Source organism: Candidatus Margulisiibacteriota bacterium (genome assembly GCA_028706105.1).
Classification (GTDB): Bacteria; Margulisbacteria; Riflemargulisbacteria; order GWF2-35-9; family DYQY01; genus DYQY01.
Window position 1 is genome coordinate 1 of record JAQWCF010000025.1, and the last position, 25,886, is coordinate 25,886.

General features: G+C 33.8%; 26 protein-coding genes. 25 read left to right on the plus strand and 1 reads right to left on the minus strand.

From position 1 onward, the window contains the following. The first annotated feature begins 85 nt into the window (after positions 1 to 85). The 24 genes from PHF25_04015 (at position 86) to PHF25_04130 (ending at position 22,773) form a co-directional block, all read left to right on the plus strand. Complete coding sequence (locus tag PHF25_04015) at positions 86 to 1,504, plus strand: putative DNA binding domain-containing protein (protein ID MDD4527188.1); 1,419 nt, start codon at positions 86 to 88, stop codon at positions 1,502 to 1,504. Next, positions 1,476 to 1,964, plus strand: coding sequence for a UDP binding domain-containing protein (locus PHF25_04020; GenBank protein MDD4527189.1), 489 nt, complete (start codon positions 1,476 to 1,478; stop codon positions 1,962 to 1,964). Before PHF25_04015 ends, PHF25_04020 begins: the two co-directional genes overlap by 29 nt. Continuing rightward, positions 1,964 to 3,154: a UDP-N-acetylglucosamine 4,6-dehydratase gene (locus PHF25_04025; protein MDD4527190.1), complete on the plus strand. Its 1,191-nt coding sequence runs from the start codon at positions 1,964 to 1,966 to the stop codon at positions 3,152 to 3,154. Before PHF25_04020 ends, PHF25_04025 begins: the two co-directional genes overlap by 1 nt. 12 nt (positions 3,155 to 3,166) lie before the next feature. Beyond that, entirely contained in the window at positions 3,167 to 3,784 is a 618-nt protein-coding gene (locus PHF25_04030; protein ID MDD4527191.1) for a PIG-L family deacetylase, read from the plus strand. A 22-nt stretch (positions 3,785 to 3,806) separates the two neighbouring features. Continuing rightward, positions 3,807 to 5,132, plus strand: coding sequence for an oligosaccharide flippase family protein (locus tag PHF25_04035; protein MDD4527192.1), 1,326 nt, complete (start codon positions 3,807 to 3,809; stop codon positions 5,130 to 5,132). Beyond that, complete coding sequence (locus PHF25_04040; GenBank protein MDD4527193.1) at positions 5,125 to 6,432, plus strand: glycosyltransferase family 4 protein; 1,308 nt, start codon at positions 5,125 to 5,127, stop codon at positions 6,430 to 6,432. The genes PHF25_04035 and PHF25_04040 overlap by 8 nt, the downstream gene beginning before the upstream one ends. Positions 6,433 to 6,446: 14 nt before the next feature. Next, positions 6,447 to 7,358, plus strand: coding sequence for a DapH/DapD/GlmU-related protein (locus PHF25_04045; GenBank protein MDD4527194.1), 912 nt, complete (start codon positions 6,447 to 6,449; stop codon positions 7,356 to 7,358). Then, positions 7,355 to 8,431 carry a nucleotidyltransferase family protein gene (locus PHF25_04050; protein ID MDD4527195.1) on the plus strand — a complete coding sequence of 359 codons (1,077 nt, stop codon included), beginning with the start codon at positions 7,355 to 7,357 and terminating at the stop codon, positions 8,429 to 8,431. Before PHF25_04045 ends, PHF25_04050 begins: the two co-directional genes overlap by 4 nt. After that, positions 8,425 to 9,516, plus strand: a complete 1,092-nt coding sequence (locus PHF25_04055; GenBank protein MDD4527196.1) for an EpsG family protein — start codon at positions 8,425 to 8,427, stop codon at positions 9,514 to 9,516. The genes PHF25_04050 and PHF25_04055 overlap by 7 nt, the downstream gene beginning before the upstream one ends. Before the next feature lie 9 nt (positions 9,517 to 9,525). Continuing rightward, a complete protein-coding gene (locus tag PHF25_04060; GenBank protein ID MDD4527197.1) occupies positions 9,526 to 10,746 on the plus strand; it encodes a glycosyltransferase in 1,221 nt (406 codons plus the stop codon). 29 nt (positions 10,747 to 10,775) lie between these two features. After that, complete coding sequence (locus PHF25_04065) at positions 10,776 to 11,672, plus strand: phosphoglycerate dehydrogenase (protein MDD4527198.1); 897 nt, start codon at positions 10,776 to 10,778, stop codon at positions 11,670 to 11,672. Between the two features lies 1 nt (position 11,673). Further along, complete coding sequence (locus PHF25_04070) at positions 11,674 to 12,669, plus strand: Gfo/Idh/MocA family oxidoreductase (protein MDD4527199.1); 996 nt, start codon at positions 11,674 to 11,676, stop codon at positions 12,667 to 12,669. A gap of 10 nt (positions 12,670 to 12,679) precedes the next feature. Continuing rightward, a complete protein-coding gene (locus PHF25_04075) occupies positions 12,680 to 13,279 on the plus strand; it encodes an SIS domain-containing protein (protein ID MDD4527200.1) in 600 nt (199 codons plus the stop codon). 2 nt (positions 13,280 to 13,281) lie between these two features. Further along, positions 13,282 to 14,007, plus strand: a complete 726-nt coding sequence (locus tag PHF25_04080) for an inositol monophosphatase (GenBank protein MDD4527201.1) — start codon at positions 13,282 to 13,284, stop codon at positions 14,005 to 14,007. A gap of 4 nt (positions 14,008 to 14,011) precedes the next feature. Then, positions 14,012 to 14,476 carry a YhcH/YjgK/YiaL family protein gene (locus PHF25_04085; protein MDD4527202.1) on the plus strand — a complete coding sequence of 155 codons (465 nt, stop codon included), beginning with the start codon at positions 14,012 to 14,014 and terminating at the stop codon, positions 14,474 to 14,476. Next, on the plus strand, positions 14,463 to 15,137 hold the full coding sequence (locus PHF25_04090) for an acylneuraminate cytidylyltransferase family protein (protein ID MDD4527203.1): 675 nt from the start codon (positions 14,463 to 14,465) through the stop codon (positions 15,135 to 15,137). Before PHF25_04085 ends, PHF25_04090 begins: the two co-directional genes overlap by 14 nt. Further along, the gene (locus PHF25_04095) at positions 15,130 to 15,801 is read left to right on the plus strand and encodes a cyclase family protein (GenBank protein ID MDD4527204.1); all 672 of its coding nucleotides are present in this window, start codon (positions 15,130 to 15,132) and stop codon (positions 15,799 to 15,801) included. Before PHF25_04090 ends, PHF25_04095 begins: the two co-directional genes overlap by 8 nt. A 23-nt stretch (positions 15,802 to 15,824) precedes the next feature. Beyond that, entirely contained in the window at positions 15,825 to 16,589 is a 765-nt protein-coding gene (locus PHF25_04100) for an aldolase/citrate lyase family protein (GenBank protein MDD4527205.1), read from the plus strand. Positions 16,590 to 16,594: 5 nt separating this feature from the next. Further along, positions 16,595 to 17,437, plus strand: coding sequence for a DUF115 domain-containing protein (locus tag PHF25_04105; protein ID MDD4527206.1), 843 nt, complete (start codon positions 16,595 to 16,597; stop codon positions 17,435 to 17,437). Between the two features lie 140 nt (positions 17,438 to 17,577). After that, positions 17,578 to 18,660 carry a hypothetical protein gene (locus PHF25_04110; GenBank protein MDD4527207.1) on the plus strand — a complete coding sequence of 361 codons (1,083 nt, stop codon included), beginning with the start codon at positions 17,578 to 17,580 and terminating at the stop codon, positions 18,658 to 18,660. Positions 18,661 to 18,663: 3 nt separating this feature from the next. Then, on the plus strand, positions 18,664 to 19,878 hold the full coding sequence (locus tag PHF25_04115) for a glycosyltransferase family 4 protein (protein ID MDD4527208.1): 1,215 nt from the start codon (positions 18,664 to 18,666) through the stop codon (positions 19,876 to 19,878). Next, positions 19,878 to 20,453 (plus strand): acyltransferase, encoded by a 576-nt coding sequence (locus PHF25_04120; protein ID MDD4527209.1) that lies wholly within the window; start codon positions 19,878 to 19,880, stop codon positions 20,451 to 20,453. The genes PHF25_04115 and PHF25_04120 overlap by 1 nt, the downstream gene beginning before the upstream one ends. 64 nt (positions 20,454 to 20,517) lie before the next feature. Beyond that, positions 20,518 to 21,915 carry an ATP-binding protein gene (locus PHF25_04125; GenBank protein MDD4527210.1) on the plus strand — a complete coding sequence of 466 codons (1,398 nt, stop codon included), beginning with the start codon at positions 20,518 to 20,520 and terminating at the stop codon, positions 21,913 to 21,915. Between the two features lie 9 nt (positions 21,916 to 21,924). Continuing rightward, a complete protein-coding gene (locus PHF25_04130; GenBank protein MDD4527211.1) occupies positions 21,925 to 22,773 on the plus strand; it encodes a polysaccharide deacetylase family protein in 849 nt (282 codons plus the stop codon). 174 nt (positions 22,774 to 22,947) lie between these two features. Here PHF25_04130 and PHF25_04135 read toward each other — a convergent pair whose 3' ends face one another. Beyond that, entirely contained in the window at positions 22,948 to 24,147 is a 1,200-nt protein-coding gene (locus PHF25_04135) for an ATP-binding protein (protein ID MDD4527212.1), read from the minus strand. 239 nt (positions 24,148 to 24,386) lie between these two features. Here PHF25_04135 and PHF25_04140 point away from each other — a divergent pair, with 239 nt between their 5' ends. After that, positions 24,387 to 25,715 (plus strand): IS5 family transposase, encoded by a 1,329-nt coding sequence (locus PHF25_04140; GenBank protein MDD4527213.1) that lies wholly within the window; start codon positions 24,387 to 24,389, stop codon positions 25,713 to 25,715. Positions 25,716 to 25,886 lie beyond the last annotated feature (171 nt).

The following is a 25,886-nucleotide window of genomic DNA, read 5'->3' on the forward strand; positions in this document are numbered from 1 at the left end:
TTGAGGAATATGGTGGGGGAAGAGGACGAAAACGTGTTTAAGTTGTAGATACAAAAACAAAGTTAACTCCACGTACAATTTGGAAATGCAAAATAAGACAAACATACAAAAACTCATTCAAGCCGGCGAATCGGATACAATTGAGTTTAAACTTAGTTTCAATGACGAAACCATCGAAACTGTTGTCGCGTTTTCAAATACTTCAGGAGGTTCTGTATTTATTGGCATTGACGACAACGGTAAATTTGTCGGTGTAACAGTTGGGCAGGAAACTGTCCAAAACTGGCTCAATACAATTAAGAATAAAACTATACCTTCGCTGATACCCGATATTATTGACCGTGTTATTGATGGTAAAACTGTTTACGAAATCAGGGTAAACGAATATCCTGTTAAGCCGGTAGCCTTTAAAGGCAGATACTATAAACGAATAAAAAACTCAAATCATCAATTAAGTGTACATGAAATTTCAGAAATACACCTGAAAAGTATTCAAACTTCATGGGATGCTTACCCCTATCCAAATGCAACAATCGATAAACTGGATTTAGAAAAAGTCAACAAGTTTATTCAAAAAGTGAATAGCAGTGGACGATTTATGCTGCCCGAAGTTGAAGAGGATGCTTTACGTAAACTCAGGTTAATTGTTGATAATGTTCCGACAAATGCAGCCATGCTCCTTTTTGCAAAAGAAGATTTGTTATACAATGTGCACGTCGGTAGATTTAAAACTCCATCCCTGATAATAGATGACAAAATACTTCGGGGGACTTTGTTCGAAGTCGTAGAGGAGACCATGCGCTATATCATCGGGCAAATAAAGGTGGCTTTCGAAATTACAGGTGAAACAACTCAACGTAACGAAATTTTTGAATATCCGATACCCGCTCTTCGAGAATTGGTGCTCAATGCCATCATTCACAGGGACTATACAAGTCCTGTTGATATTCAAATAAAGATATTTGATCAAAGTATCAGTTTTTTCAACCCGGGTAAACTTTTTGGCAATCTTACTATTGAAGAGCTTAGTACTGATACATATCAATCGCATATGCGAAACAAATTAATTGCAGAGGCTTTTTATCTTACCAAAGACATTGAAAAGTACGGAAGTGGCTATATTCGAATAAGAAAGGAAATTCTTTCATATCCTACAATGACAATAAAATACAAGGAAGTAGGGAGTGGCTTTCTTGCAGAGCTTCAATATGAAAAACAAAAAATATCTTTTACAAATTCAACCATAAGCACCGATAAGATTACAGAAAATGTCGGTGTAAATGTCGGTGTAAATGTCGGTGTAAATGTCGGTGTAAATAATTTATATGAAATTATTAGAAACAACCCCGGTTTGAACTCAAAACAATTACATTTGTATTTTGATGTTAATCGACGTACTTTGGAACGTTGGATAAAACAATTGCGGGAAGAAAGGAAAATTGAATATAGTGGAGCTGCAAAAACTGGTGGTTATTATGTGGTACGAAATGCAAATAGCGAATAAGTTCTATACATCTAAGTATGATTTCGACCTGAGCATGATTCATGCTGCCGGCCATATCAACATGCGTATGCCACATTACATGTACATTAAAATTGCCACGGCTCTCAATAGTCAGCAAAAAGCGGTTAATGGAAGTAAGATTTTGTTTGTCGGAGTAGCGTATAAACCCGATATTGACGATGAGCGGGAATCACCAGCCCTGGAAATTATGGATATTACGAATCACAAAGGAGGTATAGTATCATATCATGACCCATATATCCCCTCGGTTAGAACACATAAAGGATTTACTTTTCAGTCGGTCTCATTAACCAGGGAAGAGTTAAACGAAGCCGATTGTGTTGTGCTGACCACTAATCACAAGGTGTTTGATTTGGAGTTAATTAAATCACATGCGAGGTTAATTGTGGACTTGAGGAATATGGTAAAAGAGACAAATAATAATATCTTTAAACTATAATTATGAATATTCTATCATTAATTGGTCGGAGTAAAGAACTTTTTACAGAAGATATTGCAGTTCACGAAAAGGAACTCTCAGAAGCTGTAAACTCTTCTCGATTCCTTGTTATTGGAGGTGCTGGTTCCATTGGGCAAGCTGTTACCAAAGAAATATTCAAACGAAGTCCTCAAAAACTACATGTAGTTGACATTAGCGAGAACAATGTGGTGGAACTGGTACGTGATATTCGCAGTTCATATGGCTATATTGATGGTGATTTCCAGACCTTTGCGCTTGATTGTGGGTCGAAAGAGTATGATGTGTTCTGGAATGCAGACGGTAAATACGATTACGTACTTAATCTTTCTGCATTAAAACACGTAAGAAGTGAAAAAGACCCTTACACCTTGATGAGAATGATTGATGTAAACATTTTCAATACTGAAAAAACAATTCTTCAGTCCATTGAAAAGAATGTGAAAAAGTACTTTTGCGTTTCTACTGATAAGGCTGCGAATCCTGCGAATATGATGGGTGCTTCTAAGCGAATTATGGAAATGTACCTGATGCAGCTGAGTGAGCAAATAAGTATTTCAACTGCTCGTTTTGCCAATGTGGCTTTTTCCGATGGCTCGTTGTTGCACGGATTTAATCAACGAATCCAAAAGCGACAACCTATTGTAGCACCCAACGACGTGAAACGTTACTTTGTCACACCTAAAGAATCTGGAGAGCTTTGTTTGATGTCAACTATTTTTGGGGAAAACCGAGACATTTTTTTTCCAAAATTGAACGAAAGCTTGCATCTCATTACCTTTTCAGAAATAGCCGTTCGTTATCTGAAAACGATTGGTTACGAACCCTATTTGTGTCAAACCGAAGACGAAGCGCGAGAACTAGTACATACGCTACCAGAAAAAAAACAATGGCCATGCTTATTTACACCTAGCGACACAACAGGAGAAAAAGATTTTGAAGAATTCTTTACTGATAATGAAATACTCGATATGAATCGCTTTAAAAATTTAGGAATCATTAAAAATGAAGCGGTTTTCGATGCTCAACTGAAAGAACATTTCACCAAGACAATTCAGGACTTTAAACGAACCGGCAAATGGACTAAAGAACAATTGGTTGATTTGTTTTTTGAAATGATACCTGATTTTGGATATGTGGAAAAAGGAAAATATTTAGATGCAAAAATGTAAAATTAATAAAGCATGAATAACATACTAGTAGTCTCAGCACATGCCGATGATGCTGAAATTATGGCTGGTGGCACTATTATTAAGTGGCAAAAGGAAGGCAAAAAAGTATTTGTTGTAAACTTAACTGATGGAGAGTTAATTCTGCCCAATGGGGATGTTTATAGGAGTAAAAACGATGCCAAATCAGAAGAAATGAAGGTTGCAGAGTTCATAGGTTATAAACAATATAATCTAGGGTACAAAAATCTTCACCTTGAGTTCAAGGACGATATTGTTGTGAAATTATTAGAGATTATTAATAAAAACACAATAGATACTATCATTTATCCTCATAATAAGGATGTACATCATGATCATGAGATCGCTTCAAGACTTGCAATAGCCGCAAGTCGTAGAGTTCCAAATCTATTAATGGGACAGATCAATTATTTTTTAAATGATTTTTTTACACCTAATGTGTTTGTTGATATAAGTGATACTTGGGATAAAAAAATTGAAGCATTAAGTATATATAAAAGTCAATGGCGAGATGATTGGTATGAATTTCTGGATGCGACATCAACATATTATGGAAAAATAATAGGTGTGAAACGGGCAGAGGGATTCTATTCTTCCAAATTAAAGTTATAATGTAAAGAAAAAGTGAATAGTTTTGCAACAGGTTGATGCAAAAAATGAGAAATATGATAATCATAAATATATGATTTCGATAATAAACAGGTTTAAAGAAATCAATAAATACTGGAGAAATTTCTCATTATATCTTTTCTCCAGTGTGCTGTCATCAGTTGTTGGGGTTTTAATCAGTCCATTTTTAGCCAAAAATCTTTCTCCTGAAGATTTTGCGGTAATAGGCTTTTACTCTTCTTTTATATCGTTGGTACAACCTGTTTTAAACTTTTCATTTATAGCATATTATTTACGTGTATTTTTTAAGATAAAAGAAGAGGATCGTGATAAGGTAACCGATACAATTGTGATTTCTTTATCTATAGTTGGAGTTCTATCATTAATCAGTTTGCTGATTCTATTTTACTTTTTTCAAAAGGCTATTGGTTCCTCCTTCGAATATTTTCCATATGCATTTCTATGTTTTGGACAAGTTTTTTTTAGTAACTTCCTATTACTGTATCAGGTAAATTGCAGGATGACAAGAAATGCTAAAGCATATGCTAAAGTAACTATTTCAAACGCATTGTTTGCATCTTTACTTGCAGTGCTCTTTGTAGTATGGTTTAAGTGGGGAGCTGTCGGTAAGTTCGCAGCAACATTAATAGTTTCATTTATTGTTGCAATATATAGTATTGGAAACTTGTCAACAAAGTTTCAATTTGACAAAAGGATTTTTTTTGAAGCGTTAAAATTCGGATGGCCAATTTCATTATCAGCTATTTTAAACTATCTACTGACAGGAATTGATCGTTCAATGTTGCTTAAATTAAATGACACGCTAAATTATGCGTTATATTCGATCGCTTTAAGTACGGTAAATTATCTTTCTATTTTTTATACGGCCCTATACCAGACGTTTGAGCCGGATTTATATCAGGCCGTTGCGGAAAATAATACAAAAAAAGTTATCAAGCTTGTCATGATGATTGTTTTGTTGACAACAATAATTGTTGTTTTGTTTATATTATTTGCCAAACCGATTCTATTTATACTAACCTATAATCGTTATACAGACGCTTATATATTTGCTAGAATATTGTCAATAAATGCAATAATAACTGTATTATATATTTTTAGTTCAAATATTTTAATTGCATACGGATATCCTAAAGTAGAATTGACTAACAAAGCTGTAAGTGCAATTGTAATTATTGTGATGTATTACTTCTCAATTCAGTATTTTGGGTTTATAGGTAGTGCTTGGGTATATGTTTTCTCGTTTGTACCATTAATTATTCTGAACATAGGATATGTTTGGTTTAAGTTGAAAAAAAATACAGATAATAAAAGAACATTATATGGATAAAAATATTAGAGTCGTTTGGATTTGTCATTTTTCTAATAAAGAAATCAGGAGCAAAATTCCCCTATCCAAAAGAAAACTTATTAATACATTGAGAACGTTTTTAGGTCGTTCAGCATATAAGTACAATGATTTTGCTCCATGGATTACGAATCAGATAAAGGAGTTTGAAAAATTTAAAAACATTGAACTCCATGTAATTGCTCCAATGTCAGGGATGAAACCCCTTCTTTATAATTTTAAAATGAGAGGTGTGTTTTATCATTTCTTTAAACCGGATTTACCTTTTATTCATATGACTATTCCTGCAAAAGGAAAATTTCAATCAATGTTTTTAAAAAACAGATTTATGGTGAACAGGTTAATCAAAAGAATCAAACCCGATATTGTCAATTTGATTGGGACAGAGAATCCTTATTATTCGATAACAGCTCTTGACATCAAAGGAATCCCCGTTTATGTGTCTGCTCAGACTGTTTTTTCTAACCCGATAAGATATCAGTACAGTAATTATATTCCTCAGTTGAATTGGGAATTAGAATTAAAAATCCATGCTAAAATACGATATTATGGTTGTCAGGGAAGAATGCACAGGGATTTGATAATACAGCACAATCCGGAAGCCATAATAATGAAAAATATTTTCCCTATTGAAATTCCGAAACAAATAAAACAATGCCCTAAAAAATACGATTATGTGTTCTTTGCAGGACTAGCTAAACAAAAGGGAGTTGAAGATTTGATTGAAGCATTAAGTTTGGTGAAGAAATATAAGTCAGATGTTACATTAAATATTGTTGGTACATGCCAACAAGATTATAAAAATGAATTAATCTCGAAAATCAATGCATTGGAACTTACAGAAAATATAATTTTTGATGATTATTTTCCTGTTCATTCTGACATGCATCAGCACATTGTTCAATCCCGCATAGCTGTATTACCCGTTAAAATAGACATAATTCCCAGCTCTGTGATTGAGGCTATTCTTCTGGGTTTGCCGGTAATCACCTATAAGACAAGTGGTACCCCTTTTCTAAACAAAGATGGTCAGTCTGTTTTATTGGGAGAAATAGGGGACATTGAAACCTTATCAGTAAACATGATAAACTTATTGAACAATCCCGGACTTTCAGAAAGTATAACTGAAAATGCAAAAAGAATTGTTGAGAAAGAGTTTAATAATACATTATCGTCTAAAAGAATTGTAGATAATTATTATGCAGTTATTAATCACTATTTTCATGGAGTACCAATACCTGAGAATTTATTGTTTAACTTGGAGGAGTTCCCTCATTATTAATAATTTATATGAGTATGTTTAAGATTCTAGTTTCAGACATAATTAATTTTCTGGGAGATCATATTATTCAGGTTAAGGGTTCATTTGAAAATAGGGCAGTTGCTTATATTAAACCTATTGAAGAAACGGACGAGTATACATTGGACTGGATAAATTCATCGCATATAAACAAGCAAGAAATTGCAGAGAACTCACTTGCCAGAGTTATTATTTGTGATCCATCTATAACCTATTCTCCAAATCTATTGGATGCTGGTAAAGTGTTAATTCAAGTAGATAATCCCCGTCTTGTCATTTCTATGGTTGCGAATAAGTTCTTTTCTGTAAAACCTGAGATAGGGATAAGTAAAAATACGACCATTCATCCTGAGGCCCGGATAGCGTCATCAGTATCTATTGACAGCTATTGCGTTGTAGGGAAATGTGTCATCGGGGAAAATACTATTATCCATGCTAATGTAACAATCTATGATAATGTTATTATTGGAGATAATTGTTTGATTCATGCTGGTACCGTAATTGGAACAGACGGTCTTGGTTGTAATAGGCTGAAAGATGGTACATTAGTTAAATTCCCTCATTTTGGAGGAGTGGAAATAGGAAATGATGTGGAAATTGGAGCAAACTGTCAAATCGCTCGTGGTGCTTTATCGAATACGATAATCGGAGATGGGTCCAAATTGAATGGATTGTGTTTTATTGCTCACAATTGTGTGTTAGGTAAGAATGTATGGATAACGGGGAATACAATGTTAGCTGGTTCAGTAAAGGTAAAAGATAATGTTACAATATACTCTGGAGTGATTATACGAGAACAACGAACAATAGGGAAAGAATCAGTTATAGGGATGGGGTCAGTTGTTACAAAAGATATCCCTGATAATGAAGTCTGGTTTGGAAGTCCTGCAAAAAACAGTAAATTATGAAAAAAGAATTATTTAGTTTGTGCGTAAATTCATCTGACTCAATAATATCTGTGTTAAAAAAGATGGATTTAACGAAACGTAAACTACTAATTGTAATTAATAATTTTAAATATTATAGCCTAATAAGCATCGGAGATATTCAAAGAGCTATAATAAACAATATCGATTTGAATCAATCGGTTTCGACAATCTTAAGAGAAAATGTTAAAGTAGCACATTCATCTGATGATTTGTCTGAGATTAAACGGACAATGTTAAAAAGACGTAATGAGTTTATGCCGATTATAAATGAGGATAATGATATTGTTGATGTTATTTTATGGGATACTCTATTTTCAGAGAAACACAATATCTCTGTCGATAAATTAAATTTACCGGTTGTAATTATGGCAGGAGGTAAAGGTACCCGTTTAGCCCCTTTAACAAATGTTCTACCCAAACCATTAATTCCAATAGGTGATAAAACAATTATTGAGAATATAATGGATAGATTTGTTGGAAGTGGATGTTCAGAGTTCTACATTTCTCTGAATTACAAAGCAGATATGATTAAATACTATTTTGAATCAATTAATAATTTAAATTATCGAATTCATTATTTTCAGGAAAGAAAACCTTTAGGGACAGCGGGCAGTTTACATTTATTAAAAGAGAAAATAGCAACCACTTTTTTTGTCTCGAATTGTGACATTATAGTTGATCAGGATTATGCCGAAGTATTACGTTATCATAGGGAGAACAAAAATGAGTTAACCATGGTTGCTGCAATCAAAGATATGGAGATTCCTTATGGAACAATTCAGACAAAAGAAAATGGTTTAGTTGATTATATAACAGAAAAGCCTGTTTATAATTTTAAAATTAACACAGGTCTTTATATATTGGAACCTCATCTGATAAAAGAAATTCCAATTGGCACCTTCTTTCATATTACGAATTTAATAGAGAAACTATACAAGGAAAATAGAAGAGTTGGTGTATTCCCAATTAGTGAAGGATCGTGGATAGATATTGGGAATTGGGATGAATATTTAAAAAGTTTTCGTTCACCTGATAACGATATAATATGTTAGTTACGTTTGTTGTTGGAGTTGTTGTCGTATTTCTTGCTTATCTGGTTTCATTAACAAGAAATCCCAGGTATCTATTTGTGTCATTCATAATATTATTCTTTTACCTAGCATTAAGATATGACTTTGGTAATGATTATATGAATTATTATAATATATTTGATGATATTAAAAGAAGTAATTGGTCTGAGGTTTACCGTTTGGCTAATGTCAATCAATTTGGACAAACAATGGAATTCGGGTATATTTATTTAAACAAGGTGTTTTCTTCATTTACGAACTTCTACTTTTTCATTGCTTTTCAGAGTTTTATATTTTGTATTGTATATTATCAATTAATTGTTAAACATGTGAACTATAAATATCTTTGGTTATCGTTGTTTATTTTAATTTTTCATACTTCCTTGCTTGTAAGAAATATTTCTGGTTTAAGACAAGCGTTAGCAATTTTTTCGTTTATTTATGCAATTCAATATTTAATAAATAGAGATATTCTTAGATATTCATTATTCATAATTATTGCTATTCTTTTTCATTATAGTGCAGTGTTATTATTTCCACTTTATTTTGTGATTTCGAATAAACGTATTTCAAGAACTGAGCCGATAATATACTTAGGATTGTATTTTATAGTGTTATTTTTTGGGGAAATTTTATTAACACCAATTGAATATATAGTAATCAATTTTTTACCAAAATACAATTTTTATATTCAAGATAAAGAGGCTAATACAATTTCTTCCGGTTTTGGATTAATTGCAAATACAATTTTATATGTAATTATATTATTTAAGGCAAAAAAAGACAATCCTGCTGATCGAGTATTCTATCGACTAGCAGCTGTATTTATGATAATTTCTCCAATTTCTTTAATAATTATAAATTTAGCTCGTTTGTCACTTTATTTTGCTCCAGCTTTAATTGTGGTAATACCAAATATGATGATAAAAAGGAGTTCGATCTTAATAAAAAGGGTTGCATTAGTAATGGCAATTTTTTTATATATGTTAGGTGCATATAGGCATTATACCGGAGAAATAACAGTAGAAAAAAATTACCATTATAAGACAATATTATCCTCTATATAAAATATTAAAATGAAAATTGGTTTTAACATAAATATTTCTTTTCCGAGCGGTGGTGCAACAACAAACAGAGTTTTCACTTTAGCAAAAGGGTTAGAAGAACAAGGCAACATAATAAAAGTATATTGTTTACGTCCAACAGAGAATAAAAACAATAGACTAAACAAAAACAAAAAAGGAAATTATAATAATATTAATTATCATTATACTCCGTTTTCAATTTTCAGGTCAAAAAACAAGTTCATTCGGGGAATATGGGTGTTTTCTGGTTTCCTTAATTTTCTTTTTCTTTTTCTTTATGATTCAAGAAAAATGAAATATGATTACATTATTTCATCTACCTCTAACATCGTTTCAAATCTAGTTATAAAGACGATGTGTAAATTAACAAAAACAAAATTTATATTAGCTATTGATGAATATCCACATGTAGTCAGGACTCCCCGGAAATACCCAAATTGGTTTAACAAATTCTATATAAAATGGTTTCATCTGTTTTTTGACGCTTATATTGTGATGACATCTGTTCTGATCAAATATTATAAACAGTATTCAAAATTAGAAGCAGCCTTCATTCATGTCCCAATGACTGTTGAAATGGAACGCTTTGAGAAGAAACCCTCTATTCCTTCTGAACTCGTAAATATTAAATATATAGCCTATTGCGGAAGTCTTGGACAAAATGACAAAGATGGTGTCCCGATACTAATCAAAGCTTTCGCAAAAGTAAAAGAGAAATTAAATAACGAAGAACGTAATCTGAAATTAGTCATTATTGGCTCTGTTAGTTCAGAGAAGGATAGAATAAAAGAAGATGAATTAAAGCAATTAGTGAGTGAATTAGGTGTCAAGAATGATGTAATATTCACCGGGAAAATTCACAAAGATGAGATGCCTAATTATTTGTGTAATGCTTATGCATTGTGCTTGGCCCGTCCCAACAATATTCAGGCACAGGGAGGATTCCCGACAAAGCTTGGTGAGTATTTGGCAACTGGCAATCCGGTGGTTGTAACAAGTGTTGGAGAAATACCTGTTTATTTAGATGAAAAATCAGCATATATAGCAGAACCTGATTCAGTTGAAGATTTTGCAAACAAACTATACAAATGTTTAGGTGATCCTGAAGCATCTATTATTGGAGAAAAAGGTAAAGAAATAGCTAATAAAAATTTTAATTATAAAACACAAGGATTTAATTTGCACAATTTTTTATTAAAACTAAATAAATGACACAAAAAATATTAACCTCCCCATCATCAATGGGAGAAGTAGGACCACAACCATTTGATATTTTAAAAGAAAATGGATTTGAAATAATCAACAATCCTTATGGCAGGAAATTGACTGAAGATGAAGTCATCGAACTTGCACAAGGTTGTGTTGGAATTGTTGCAGGAGTTGAGCCGCTAACTCCAAGAGTGATGGACGCATTACCTGATTTGAAGTGTATTAGCAGGGTTGGTGTTGGGATGGATAATGTTGACATTGAGTATGCGAAACAAAAAGGAATAATGGTTGTAAATACCCCTGATGGACCAACCAGAGGCGTCGCTGAATTGACTTTGGGTATGACGCTATCACTTTTAAGAAGAATTCCTCAGGCGGATGCTGCAATAAAAAACAAGCAATGGAAAAAGCAGATCGGAAACCTGATTTATGAGAAGCAGGTTGGTGTAATCGGCTTAGGAAGAATTGGGAAAATGGTTGCCGGACTGTTTCGTGGTATTGGGAACCCGGTTATTGGATTTGATTTATACCCTGACGAACAATGGGCTACTGAAAACAGTGTCAATTTGAATTCTTTTGAGAATGTCCTAAAAATGGCAGATATCATCACCTTGCACATACCAGGCAACAAAGATAAATCACCGGTGATTGGAAGAAAAGAATTAAGTATGATGAAAAAAGGAGCATTTATTATAAACATTTCGAGAGGGGGAGTTGTTGATGAAGAAGCATTATATGACGCTCTGAAAAATGGTCATCTGGCAGGAGCAGCAATTGATGTGTTTACAAAGGAGCCTTATAACGGATCTTTGTGTGATCTTGACAATGTCGTACTGACACCTCACTTAGGATCATATGCCCGTGAGGGTAAGTTGCAGATGGAAATTGATGCTGTACTGAATTTAATAAACGTATTAAAGCAATATTGAGATGGATAATTATAAAGTAGGTATTATTGGCTATGGTCGTATGGGCAGAATACGTCACCAGGCTATTGATGAAGTTGGAGGTGCAGAAGTTATTGCTATATCTGAGCCATCGATTGGAAACTCTTTTAAAGCAATTCCAAATTTGACACATGATGAAATCATTCATCACCCGGATATAAATTCTATAATAATATGTACACCTAACTTTCTTAACCAAAAACTTACCATTCAATCATTACTTGCCGGAAAGAATGTTTTTTGTGAAAAGCCTCCATGTTTTACAGCTAAGGAAATGAAAGAAGTAATTCAGGCAGAGAAAAAAAGTGGTGGAAAATTAATGTACGGATTTAATCACAGACACCACGATAGTATAATGAATATGAAAGAGATCATACAAAACAAAGAGTATGGTCGTGTTTTGTGGATGCGTGGCCGTTATGGAAAGAGTGTAACTGGGGATTATTTTAATGAATGGAGAGCAAAAAAAGAATTAGCAGGCGGTGGTATTTTAATCGATCAAGGTATCCACATGCTTGATTTATTTTTGTATCTTGGCGGTGATTTTGACTCAGTTAAAGCAGAAGTATCAAATCTATTCTGGAATCTCGAAGTAGAAGATAATGCTTTTGCTATTTTGAAAAACAAAAAAACCGGGATGGTGGCAAGTTTACATTCAACCATGACTCAATGGAGACATTTATTCTCACTGGAAATATTCATGGAAAAAGGATATATGGTATTGAATGGTCTCATTACATCAACTATGTCATATGGGGAAGAAGTGTTGTCTATTGCAAAAAACCGGTCAACAGCTCCAGCTGCAACTTGGAAAGATGAGATTAAAACGCAATACTCCAACAATAACAGTTGGAGATATGAAATGGAACATTTTTTTAACGCGATTAAAAATGACACAAACATTGAAATCGGTAATTCAACAGATGCACTTAAATTGATGAAAATTATTGATAAGATTTATGAACAAAAAGACTTTTAACAACTACAATATGGATAGAACCAATACTTTAAAGCTGTTTTTTGAAGATTATAGAACAAGACTTAACAGATTGTTAGACTTGGTTGATATGAATGAATTAGAAAAAGTCATTAATATCATGGTAAAAACTTTCAAAAGTGGGAATACATTATATGTTTGTGGAAATGGGGGGAGTGCAGCAACTGCATCCCACATACAAGCGGATTTCAGTTTCTTCGTGCGATATTTTACAAAGTTCAGACCCAAAGTCAGAGCGTTGACTGATAACATTCCAATGATTACTGCCGTAGGGAATGACACGACTTTTGATGATATTTTTACAGAACAACTAAAAGGTCACTTCCAAAAGGGAGATGCAATTATATGTATCTCAGCCAGTGGGAATTCAGAGAATGTTGTTCGTGCAGCACAATATGCTAATGAACATGGTGGGACATCTATTGGATTCATCGGGTTCACTGGAGGTAAGTTAAAAGAAGTGTGCAGTTGTTCACTTTATACAGAAAATCCAAAAGGGGATTATGGCCCGATTGAAGATTTACACATGATTTATGATCATTTGATTGTAAATTATTTGTCTAAAGATGAAGAATTTTTAAATTTGCAGTAATTATGTATGCTGAATTATTAAACAAAGCGCTAAAAGCTGCGTTACTTTCGGGAGAAATCCTTGTCAAGTATGAGCAGAAGAAAATCAATAGTTCTTCAGGAAAGGATATAAAATTACAAGCAGATATTGATTCTGAAAAAATTTTAATAGACTCCTTAAAAGAAACTAACATAAATATTCTAAGTGAAGAAACTGGTTTACTTGAAATGAATCATAACTCTGATTTATTATGGATTGTAGATCCTTTAGATGGGTCATTAAATTACTCCAGAGATATTCCATTAAATTGCATATCAATTGCGCTTTGGAATAAAAACGAACCCATTTTGGGTGTAATTTATGATTTTAATCACAACAAAATGTATAAAGGAATTGTTGGTGAAGGGGCATTTGTTAATAAAAAGAAAATTCATGTGAGTGATATTTATAAAAAGTCGAATTCTGTTATTACTACAGGATTTCCAGTTTATTTTTCTTTCGAAGATAAAACAATAGTTGATTTTATCAAAACTGTAAAAGAATATAAAAAAATTAGACTTTTAGGATCTGCTGCTTTGTCCTTATCATTAGTTGCTAATGGATCAGTAGAAGCATATAGTGAGCAAAATATTGCTTTTTGGGATGTTGCGGCAGGTATTGCATTAGTAAAAGCAGCTGGAGGAAAGGTAAAATATAAATTTGTTGATATAGAAAAAAAACTTATGAATGTTTTCGTAACAAACAAGTAAAAAAATGATATTAGATCATATTAAAAACATTGAAATCTATAAGGGGGTTTCTGCTGATATTTTTGCAGGACTTCAATTTATTGCAAATGCAAAAACTGAAATTGAATTAGGAACTTACAAAATTAATGAAAGAGTTAAGGCGTTAGTGACAGAGTATTCAACAGTTGCATGTTTTAAAAGAGGATATGAAGCCCACAAATATGTAATTGATATTCAATACCCGATCAGAGGTCTTGAGAGAGTTAAATGGTCACCAATTGATCAAATGGATGTGAATATCCCATATGATGAAGAAAATGACCGTACATTTTATAAAAAACCATCCTTACAAGGAACGAATGTGGATATTGGTAATAGTATCTTTGCAATTATGTTCCCGGAAGATGGTCATAGTCCACAACATTTTATTACAGAATCTGAATTAATTAAGAAAATTACTATTAAGGTATCTATCAATGTTAATCCCTAAAATTAAGGCTCTTGTCCCTATGAAAGGACACTCAGAAAGGGTTCCAAATAAAAATATTCGTCCACTTGCAGGCAAACCAGCATTTCATTGGATAATGGAAACCTTATCTAAAAGTAAATATATTGATGAAATAATTATCAATACGGACTCAGATGAAATTGCTGAAAGTGCGCAAAAGAATTTCAAAGTTACGATATTAAAAAGACCGGATTTTTTGTTGGGTGATATGGTTAGTATTCAACCTTTGATAGAATACGATCTTTGTCAAACAACCGGGGAGTATTATCTTCAAACCCACAGCACAAACCCCTTATTAACAACTGAAACAATAGACAAGGGCATTGAAACATTTTTCAGCCAAAAAGAGCATGATGCTCTTTTTTCTGTTACAGTAGTCAAAACACGTTTTTATTGGCCTGATGGAACAGGAATTAATCATGATCCAAAACATTTAATCAGAACACAAGATTTGGAACCTATTTATGAGGAGAACTCATGTTTCTATATATTTTCAAAAGAAACAAATAAAAAAATAAAAAACAGATTAGGATCAAACCCACTTATGTTCCCAATTGATAGATTAGAGGCTGCTGATATTGATGATATTGAAGACTTCTACTGGGCTGAATTTCTATTACATCGAAAAATGAAAAATGAGTAAATACCTCTGTCTATCACATATCTTGAATCAACAAACTCCATCATATGGAGATAAAGATTGTTTAACAATAAATGTTAATTCATCCATAAAAAACGGTGATTCTGCAAATACATCTACTTGGCATTTTTCAAATAATCACATAGGCACCCACATTGATGTACCATTTCATTTTTGTGAAAACGGCAGGAAAACACATGAATATCCAATTCAGGATTTTGTGTTTAATAATGTAGTATTGATAGATATTGCTTGTAATTCTGGTTCATTAATAAGTAACGATTCTTTTATTAATGGACTTAACCATAATCCTGAGGTTGATTTGTTGTTAATCAGAACAGGCTTTGAGCAATATAGGGGGACTAAGAGGTATTGGGAAGAAAACCCGGGTTTAAGTCCTGATTTGGCAAAGTTTTTCCGTCTGAATTTTCCAAAATTAAGATGTGTTGGATTTGATTTTATATCTTTATCTTCATGGCAACACAGGGCAGTTGGGAGAGAGAGTCACAGAGAATTCTTATGTCCATCAAATAAGCAAAAAGAAATACTAATCATTGAAGACATGTCACTTAAACATATTAACACCGGAATTATAAGAGCAATTGTTGCTCCACTTTTTGTTGCAGATGGTAATGGAGGTGCTGTAACAGTATTTGCTGAAATATAAAATGAAATTTAAAGTTTGAATTTATGAAAAATACAAGTTTAAAAAAGAAGCTACAAAATAAAGAACTGACAATTGGTTCCTGGATAACTATTGGTCATCCTGCTATTCCTGAAATACTTGCAAATGCAGGTTTTGAATGGTTAGTGATAGATATTGAACACACTACTATAGATTTTTCTATGGTTCAATCTTTAATTACTTCAATACAATCTAAAGGCATGGCTGCTTTGGTACGAGTGAGTAAAAATGAAGAAGTTGTTATCAAAAGGGTACTGGATGCTGGTGCCGATGGAATTATTGTTCCTATGGTTTGTAACGTTCAGGATGCAAGAAATGCAGTCTCATATGCAAAATATCCACCAGAAGGAACTAGAGGTGTTGGTCTCGCCCGAGCCCAAAATTATGGCTTTGGATTTAATTCATATAAACAGTGGATTAAAAAGCATCTTGTTGTAATTGCACAAATTGAGCACTATGAAGGAATAAATAATCTAAATGAGATAATTGAAACTGAAGGTATTGATGGGACAATAATTGGTCCATATGACCTCTCCGGATCTTTAGGTTTTCCTGGTGAATATGACAAAGAAAATGTAAAAGATTTATTAGAAAAGTTTAAACAGATATGTAAAACCAAGAAAATATCTATGGGGTTTCATGTAATTAATCCGCAAATTAAAAAGTTAAAAGAAAAGATTGATGAAGGATATAATTTCTTAGCATTTAGCACTGATTTTTTATTTATGGGAGAAAACGCGAAAAACGAAATGGATAAAATAAATAAATAATTTAGATGAATAGTATCACAATTAATTTTAGAAGATATTTAAGTGCCATAAAAAAGATGTCATTTGAACGTTTATATAATTTGTTAAAACGAAGATTATATAATATCCCCAATATAATAGCTTGGCACTTTCCTTTTGGTTTCTCAAAAAAAAATAAACAAAAATTAGCTGCATTTAAGGATTTACATAAAGGAGAAAGATGTTTTATCATTGCTAACGGTCCAAGTTTAAAACACATTGATTTTGATTTGTTGAAAAATGAATATACAATTGGAATGAACAGAATTTATTTACTTGAAAAAGAGAAAGGATTTCTTCCGACCTATTTAGCTACTATTGATGAAAAATGTCAATTACGACAATTCGCGGAAGATTTTAATGAACTTAAAATCCCTGTTTTCTACAATTGGAATCAAAGAAACTTATTTGATAAAAAAGTTAATCAGCATTTTGTTAAAGTCGGTTTTAGTATAAGTTTTCCTAAAGACATATCAAAGCATCAAACTGGTAATGGTGCGTCTGTCACGTTTACGTGTATTCAGCTCGCATTTTTCATGGGATTCTCAAAGGTCTATATTATTGGCAAAGACCACAGTTATGATACAAATTTAAAATCAGGAAAAGCTGTAGTTAGCGATGGGAAAGAGGATAATCATTTTATAAAAGGTTATTATAAAAAAGGTATGGTGTGGGATGCACCATCATATGATGTTGAAGAGTATGCATATCAATTATCAAAAAAGGTATATGAAAAAAATAACAGGGAAATTTATGATGCTACAATAGGAGGTAAATTACAGGTGTTTGATAAAGTTGATTTTTACTCGTTGTTTAACACAAACAAATAATTTAATAGTTAATTAAACTCTATATCATAAATTTTTAGCTTTAATGGCAAATAATTCATTTTGATGTTTCTTATAAGTCTGATAATCATTAACAATAATTTGTCATCCGGTGAAGTGATTTTTTGAATGGAAAATTTATCATGGTAAAATTCATTAACACGAACATTTTCTCAGATTATTTTAGTAAAAAGTTAAAGGCACTAAAGGTCAGAAACTTTTTTATTTTATACGTATCAGACTATTTTTGGATTGGTGCAAGAGGATACAAGTTATACAAGTATCATATTGAGTCAAATAGATGGACCTATTTTGCACGATTGAATGAAGGCAAAATAATGTCATTGTTTGCAAAGTTCTTCCTGACCAGACGATTGTTTCGTGCCGAAATAAGGAATTTATATGTATTTAATGACAATACCATTCTCTGTATTTCAAAAAAAGGAATCTATAAATACAATCCCAATACTCACATTTTCGAAAAGTCATTTAACGTACCAAGAGGAACTCGTCCTTTATCATTATGTCAAAGTAGGAACGGCTCAATTTTTTTTGGAGAATATTTCTCTAATTACGAAAAATTACCAGTCCATCTATATAAATCAGAAGATGATGGTGAAAATTGGAATATTGCATACACTTTTGATCAAGGCATGATTAATCATATTCATGGGATTTTCTACGACAAATTCACAGATTATTTGTGGGTTGTGACTGGAGATAGAGAAGATGAATGTATTATTGGTTACACGGATGATGAATTTAGTACTTTTAATATAGTTTTTAGGGGTGGACAGGAGTTCAGAACGTGTAGATTGCTGTTTTACGAAAATCACATTGTTTATGCGACTGATTCTCAGTATATAAAAAATCAAATAAAATGCTTTGACAGAGAAACGTTGGAAATAACTGTTTTGCAGGAAATTCAGGGGTCATGTATATATAGTGTTCAAAGTGATGCCTATTCTTTATTATCAACAACGGTGGAGCCTTCAAAAGTAAATAAAGATATGAAGTCATATCTCTGGACGAGTTCGGATGGAATTCATTGGGATTGTATATGTGGGTTTGAAAAAGATATCCTTTCATTCAAATTATTCCAATTTGGCTCTATCAGATTTCCTGAATATAATGTTTCAAATAACTTTTCGAAGATTGTTTTTTCAGGCAGAGCCTTAAAAAAAGTTGATGGGAATTCATTTGTGATAGATTTGAAAAATATCTGATTAATGAGAATACTTTTAGTTACGCAATATTTTTATCCTGAGAATTTCAAAAGCAATGATATTGCTTTTGAAATTGTAAAGAAGGGTTATAAAGTAGATGTGCTTACAGGTATCCCGAATTATCCGGAAGGTAAATATTATAAAGGATATGGCGTCTTTGAAAAGCGATATCAGAAAATTAAAGGAGTCAGGGTTTTTAGGGCTTTGCAAACGCCAAGAGGCCGGGGAAGTGGAATCGAATTAGTATTTAACTACTTGACATTTGCTTTTTTTGGTTCTGTATGGGCGTTTTTATTGTCTTTAGTTACGAAGTATAAATGTATTATTGTACATGAGACATCTCCCATAACTCAGGGGTACCCTGCCGTTTTAGTTAAGAAGATGCAAAGAATTCCAATCTATTTTTGGGTGCTTGATATTTGGCCTGATGCTATGAAATCAGGTGGTGGAATTAAGAGCCAGAGATTACTTAATTTTGTTGACTCAATAGTTAAGTTCATGTACAATAACTCAGATAAGATACTAATTAGTTCCAGAGGGTTCCGGAATTTAATAGAACCCAAAGGGAATTATTCAAATAAGATTGAGTATTTTCCAAACTGGAGTGAGGATATACTTAAAATGGATTCGAACTATCCTATTCCGGTCCTACCTGATGGTTTTAAAATTTTAATGGCAGGGAATTTAGGTAAGTCTCAAAATCTGGATGCTGTTATGAGATCAGTTCTTTTGTTAAGAGAAGTAGATGAAATAAAATGGATTTTTGTTGGTGACGGGAGTATGAAAAAATGGCTTGACAATTTTATTGAACAAAATAATCTTCAAAACATTGTATATACAGTTGGGAGGTATCCCTTTGAGTCAATCCCGGCTTTTTATCAAGCTGCAGATGCCTTATTGTTAACATTAAAAGGTGAATTTCCACATTTAAGACAAGTTGTTCCTGCACGTTTGCAGTCATATATGGCGGCAGGTAAACCTGTAGTTGCAATGATTGATGGTGGTGGGGCTGAAATTATAAGAGAAGCAGCGTGTGGTTATGTCGTTGATGGAGGTGATTATGTCGCATTTGCAGATATGATAAAAGAAAAAGTAATTACGAATAAAGCATTTTTTGAGACATTAGGATATAATGGGCGAGAATATTATGAATTACATTTTGATAAAGAAAAATGTATAGAACATTTATGTGGAATAATTGAACAAAACGAAAACTGATGACGAAATTAAGTCTTACGTATAGATTATTGAGAAGTTTGGGATTAAACTTCTCGGAAGAAGAATATGGTCAAATTAGTTTATGGAGAATGTTTGTTTCTGGTTTACGGCATATTCGTAATGCCTTTTTGTTAAAATACTGTATGTATTCTGTATTGCTAAGTCCCTTGAACTACAGGAAAATTCGTCCGGTCTTATGGCGTTGGATGGGAGCTAAAGTAGGTAAGGATTGTTTTATTGGGTATGAAGTGTGGGTAGATATGACAAATACTCATCTAATAGAAATGGAAGATCATGTTCATATTGCCAACAGGTGCTTGTTGCTTTGTCATCAGCGGGATTTAAGTGATTATCATATTAGTGATGATTATGCCAAATTAAGTTATAACAAGAGAAAGATTATTTTAAAGAAAGGATGTTTGATTGGAATGAATTCCATGATAATGCCGGGAGTTACAATAGGAGAGGGTGCAATTGTTGGTGCTGGTTCCCTGGTAACTAAAGATATTCCGGCATGGACAATCGCAACGGGTCGTCCTGCCAAAGTAGTGAAAGAAATAACACCAAGAAAATGAGTGTTTCTTGTAATTTGTTTAAATCCAATATTTTGTTCTGAGCTATACAGCAATTACACCATTTATGTTAGACCTCCAAAATATTCTTCAAGCAGGAGAAGGACTTCATTCAGAGTTTAAAACATCATTCAAAGAAGATGTCATAGAAACCCTTGTTGCTTTTTCGAATGCAAAGGGAGGCGCAGTTTATATTGGGATTTCGGATAAGGGTGATGTCTTTGGTGTTAAAATTGGGAAAGAAACCATTCAAAACTGGATAAATGAAGTAAAGAATAAAACGGTACCGCAGATTATTCCAGACGTAGAGGTTCATTTTGTCAATGACAATAATATAGTGGCGTTTTCAGTTATGGAATATCCGATTAAGCCCGTTTCAACACGAGGAAGATATTACAAACGTGTCGGGAATTCAAATCATTTGTTATCGGTGAATGAGGTGTCGAACATGCACCTACAAACTGTCAATTCGAGCTGGGATTATTATCCTCGTCCAGGGAAAACAAAGGATGATATATCTTTTGAGAAGGTTGAGAAGGTGATGAATATTATTATGCAACGTAACTCAAATATTCATTTTGAATCAGCAGAAGAATTTCTCGTGAAAAATGAGCTTATGCTCGGAGAAAATAGAATCTCAAATGGATGTTATCTGATGTTTTGCAAAGAAGACAATCTGTTTACAACCATTCAACTTGGTTTTTTTGCTTCCGAAGTTGTTATAAAAGATGATGTTACCAATTCAGGAGATATTCTTACACAAGTTGATGAAGTAATGTCTTTTGTCAGGAAACACATTAATAAGGAATTGATTATTACGGATAAGCAAGTTGAAAACATCCAACGTTGGCAATATCCGCTTGAAGGTATCAGGGAGTTGGTTCTTAATATGATTATTCACCGTGATTATACTTCATCCGCCGATAGTATTGTAAAGATATTTCCCGATCATATTTTATTTTTTAACCCGGGAGGTCTTCCGGAGTCAATTACAATTGAACAATTATTGACAAATAATTATGTTTCTACTCCCCGAAATCGTCAGATAGCGAAAATTGTAAAAGAAATGGGCTGGATTGAGAAATACGGCACTGGAATAAAACGTGTACGCAATATGTTTGTCGATTATGGATTGAAACAACCATTATTCGAAATAATCCCGGGAGGATTTGCAGCAACTGTTTTTGCTGAGAATAATAGTTACATAGAAAATGTTACAGATAATGTTACAGATAATGTCGTAGATAATGTCGTAGATAATGTCGTAGATAATGTCGTAGATAACCGATTAAAAAAAATCATAGATTTATTAAAAAGAAATAATAAATTATCAGCACAAGAGTTGTCTGAACATTTTGGTGTTTCGAGCAGAACAATCCAGCGAGATTTGGACAAACTAAAAGAAAATGGTAAGCTGGAGCGAATTGGTAGTGGCAAAGGTGGATATTGGGAAATAATTAACTAAACATAGAATATGAACATCCTTACTTTCGACATAGAAGAGTGGTTTCACCTCTTAGACAACGAATCCACCAAAACAGCCAAAGAGTGGAAAAACTATGACTCCCGCATCCATGAAAACATGGAACGGATTTTCGCGATGCTTGAGAAGCACAATCAAAAGGCAACTTTTTTTTGTTTGGGTTGGATAGCCGAAACTTATCCTGAAGTTATCAGAGATATTGTAGCCAGAGGATATGAGGTTGGAACACATACCCGCATGCATCAACTGGTATATGAACAAACGCCAAAGGAATTCAATAAAGATGTTGAATTTTCGGTAAAAACGCTGGAAGATATCACCGGGCAAAAGGTAAAATACTTCCGTGCCCCCGGATTTTCCATCAGAGAAGATAACAAATGGGCATTTGAAGTGTTGGTGAAAAACGGAATCGAAGTGGATAGCTCGGTATTTCCGGCACCAAGGGCGCATGGCGGATTACCTACTTACACAGAGCCAGTCCCCTCCCTGTTAAAGTATAATGGCATTGAATTAAAGGAATTACCGATTAATTATCATAATATGTTGGGAGTTCCTGTTATTTTCAGCGGAGGAGGGTATTTCAGGTTGTTTTCTTATAACCTGATTAAACGCTGGACGTCACAATCCGGCTATGTGATGAGTTATTTACATCCACGTGATTTTGATGCTGCACAACCTATGATAAAAGAACTCCCAATGATGAGAAGGTTAAAAGCATATGTAGGCTTGAGCGGAGCAAAGAAGAAATTAGATAACTGGCTTACTGATTTTGATTTTGTCGATGTTGAGACTGCGGTGAGGCAAATTGATTGGGAGACTGTACCTGTAGTAAAAATATAAAGAAATATTAATTGTTGAAATAATCATGAACATCGACTGTTTTTAGTTTCCTCCAGAATATCAAGTATTTATTAATCCCTCACATCTCCTCCAGGGTCAAACAACAAGTTTCAATATTGTATTTAGTCGCTCCTTATAAGTGATATATATTGTTGACACACAGTGAGATACTCCTTAATACAAATCCAATACCACCTTTTTTAAAAAATCGCTTAATCCACAAACTTCTACTTGTTCTTTAAACGGGTACGACGACATTACCGGTGCAACAATATATGTTTTATCCGGCTGAACAGTTTCAATCGCGTTCCAGAAACCTTTGGTAACCTGTGGTGCCGATGATGCTTTACACTCTACAGCTATTGTCCGGTTAGCTCTCTCGATAATCAGGTCAAGTTCATCACCCACGGCACTGCGGTAGAAAGAGAACTTACAATCATGCAGGGAAGAAATAATATTTTCGATTACAAATCCCTCCCACGATGAGCCGAAAACCGGATTACCCATCAGGGAGTTGAAATCGCTTATTTGCAGCAAACGATGCAACAAGCCACTATCTCTGACGTAAATTTTAGAAGATTTAATCAAGCGTTTTTTGATGTTCTTCTCATACGGAGGTAACGAACGAATAATAAAAGTTTGTTCCATCAAATCAATATACCTGCGAACAGTCTGATAGGTAACACCCAGCGACTCTCCTAATTTCGAAGAATTAAATAATTGTCCCTGGATATGTGCGCACATAGTCAGAAGCCGACGAAGCTGCAGAGACGGGATTTGAAATCCAAGTTGCGGAATATCTCTTTCGACGTATGTTCGAAGAAAATTTTCTCTCCAAAGCTCACTTCCTTGTTCCGACAACGCGAGATAACTATCGGGATAACCTCCGCGTAACCAGAATTTATTCAATTCAAAATTCGTATCTTGCTCTACTTCCGCAATGGTGAATGGAGTCAGTTCGATGAGACCAACCCTCCCGGCTAACGATTCCGATGTTTTCTGTATGAGATCCTGCGAAGCTGAACCCAGCAAAATAAATCGCCCCGGACGACGGCTCCGGTCTATTTCACTTCGTAATACAGAAAAAAGTTCCGGTATTAACTGAATTTCATCTAAACAGATTGTCAAGTGCTGATTAGCCTGGAAAAACAGCCCCGGTTCTTTTAACTTATTCAAATCATCCAGATTTTGGAGATCCAAATACAGATAAGCATCTGCATCCTGAAACAACATTTTTACTAAAGTGAACTTACCACATTGTCTCGGACCTAAAATTGTAACTGCAGGGAATATGCTTAAATTCTCATTTACAAATGATTGTATGTCTCTGTTAATTAATTTGTGCATATCATAAATATGGTTTCTAATTTGCATAAAGATAATCGTTTTATTTAAATAATCAATCAACGCCCCGTCATTGCTTCGTTCGCAATGACGGGGCGTTGATTGGGGTCATATATAGGTCGCAGTTGGTTTTGCGAACTTAATAAGTAGTCGCTCCTTATGAGTGATATATATTGTTGACACACAGCAAAATAAATCGATAAACACTTGCTTGTATTTGCAGTATTTCGTATATTTGTAGAGTAAAACCCTGCAAAAAAATCAATTTTATGATAGGCAAATTACCAGAAAAAGGTCAGCGAGAATTATTTCGTCCAATGTTGGAAGATTTTATTGACATGAAGCATGAGTTGGCATTATTGTCAAAAAAGATCGATTGGTCTTATTTTGAACGAGAGTTTTCAGTTTATTATTCAGACAAAGGAGCACCCAGCGTACCCATACGACTGATGGTAGGTTGTTTGATATTGAAGCACTTGTACAATCTGGGGGATGAACGTATACCGGAATACTGGGTTAGAGATGTTTATTTTCAGTATTTCTGTGGCGGTGTGCATTTTGAGCATAAGTTTCCTTTTGACCCGAGTGATTTTGTTCATTTTCGCAACCGGGTTGGGGAAGATGGAATCGCCAAGATATTTGCCTACAGTGTAAAGTTGCATGGTGTTGAAGTATCCCGCAAGTCAAGATTTGTATTATCGGATACGACGGTTCAGGAGAATAACACCACTTTTCCTACAGATGCCAAGCTGTGTAAAAAAGTGATTGACAAGTGTAATGCAATCGCTCAAAAAGAAGGGATTACACAACGTCAGCGCTACACGCGTGAAAGCAAACAATTGGTTAGAGATACCTACAACGGTAAACATCCCAAACGTGCCAAAAAAGCACGTAAGGCAAAGAAGCGCTTGAAAACCATAGCCAATACTCAATTGCGAGAGCTGGATCGCAAAATGAGTGAAATGCAGAAAAAGAAATACGAAAATGATTTTGATCTTTACAAGCGAGCAGTGACTCAGCAGCAAGAGGATTCAAACAAGATTTACAGTCTTCATAAGCCGTTTACCCGTTGCATTGCCAAGGGCAAGCCTCATAAACCATACGAGTTTGGGAACAAAGTGGGACTGATAACCACGGGCAAAAAGGGGAAGAAAATCATTACTGCAATTCAGGCTTTTGTTGAAAACCCCTTTGATGGGCATACCATAGAGCCATTGCTTAATCAAATGGAAAATAACAACTTGAAATTACCGCAGGAATTGGCGTACGATCGGGGTGGCAAGGGGAAAAGTCAAATAAAAGGCGTTCAGATTATAACCCCTGGCAAACCAAAAATGAACGATACAAATTATCAAAAACAGCAAAAACGTAAAAAATGCAGGGCAAGAGCGGCCATTGAACCAATAATCGGACATTTGAAAACTGATTTCCGAATGGAGCAAAACTACTTGTTAGGCGAAAAAGGCATTCAAGTTAATGCCTTGATGGCGGCAACTGCATGGAATCTGAAGAAAATGATGGAAAAACTCAAGAATGAGCTTTTGCGTTTTATTCTTCGAATCCTTTTCCGGCAAAATTTTGATTGTTTTGCTGCCTAAAATTTAATTTATAAGGAGCGACTAAGTAATTTGCAGCGACGGGTTCGATAGTGATACAAAAAGTGTGTCTGAGCGATAAAAACAACATAGTCTAAAAACTTTATTAGTTTTGCAAATTCTCACAATGTAAAACTTTTAAAAATTAAAGACTATGTTGCTTACAAAGGAACA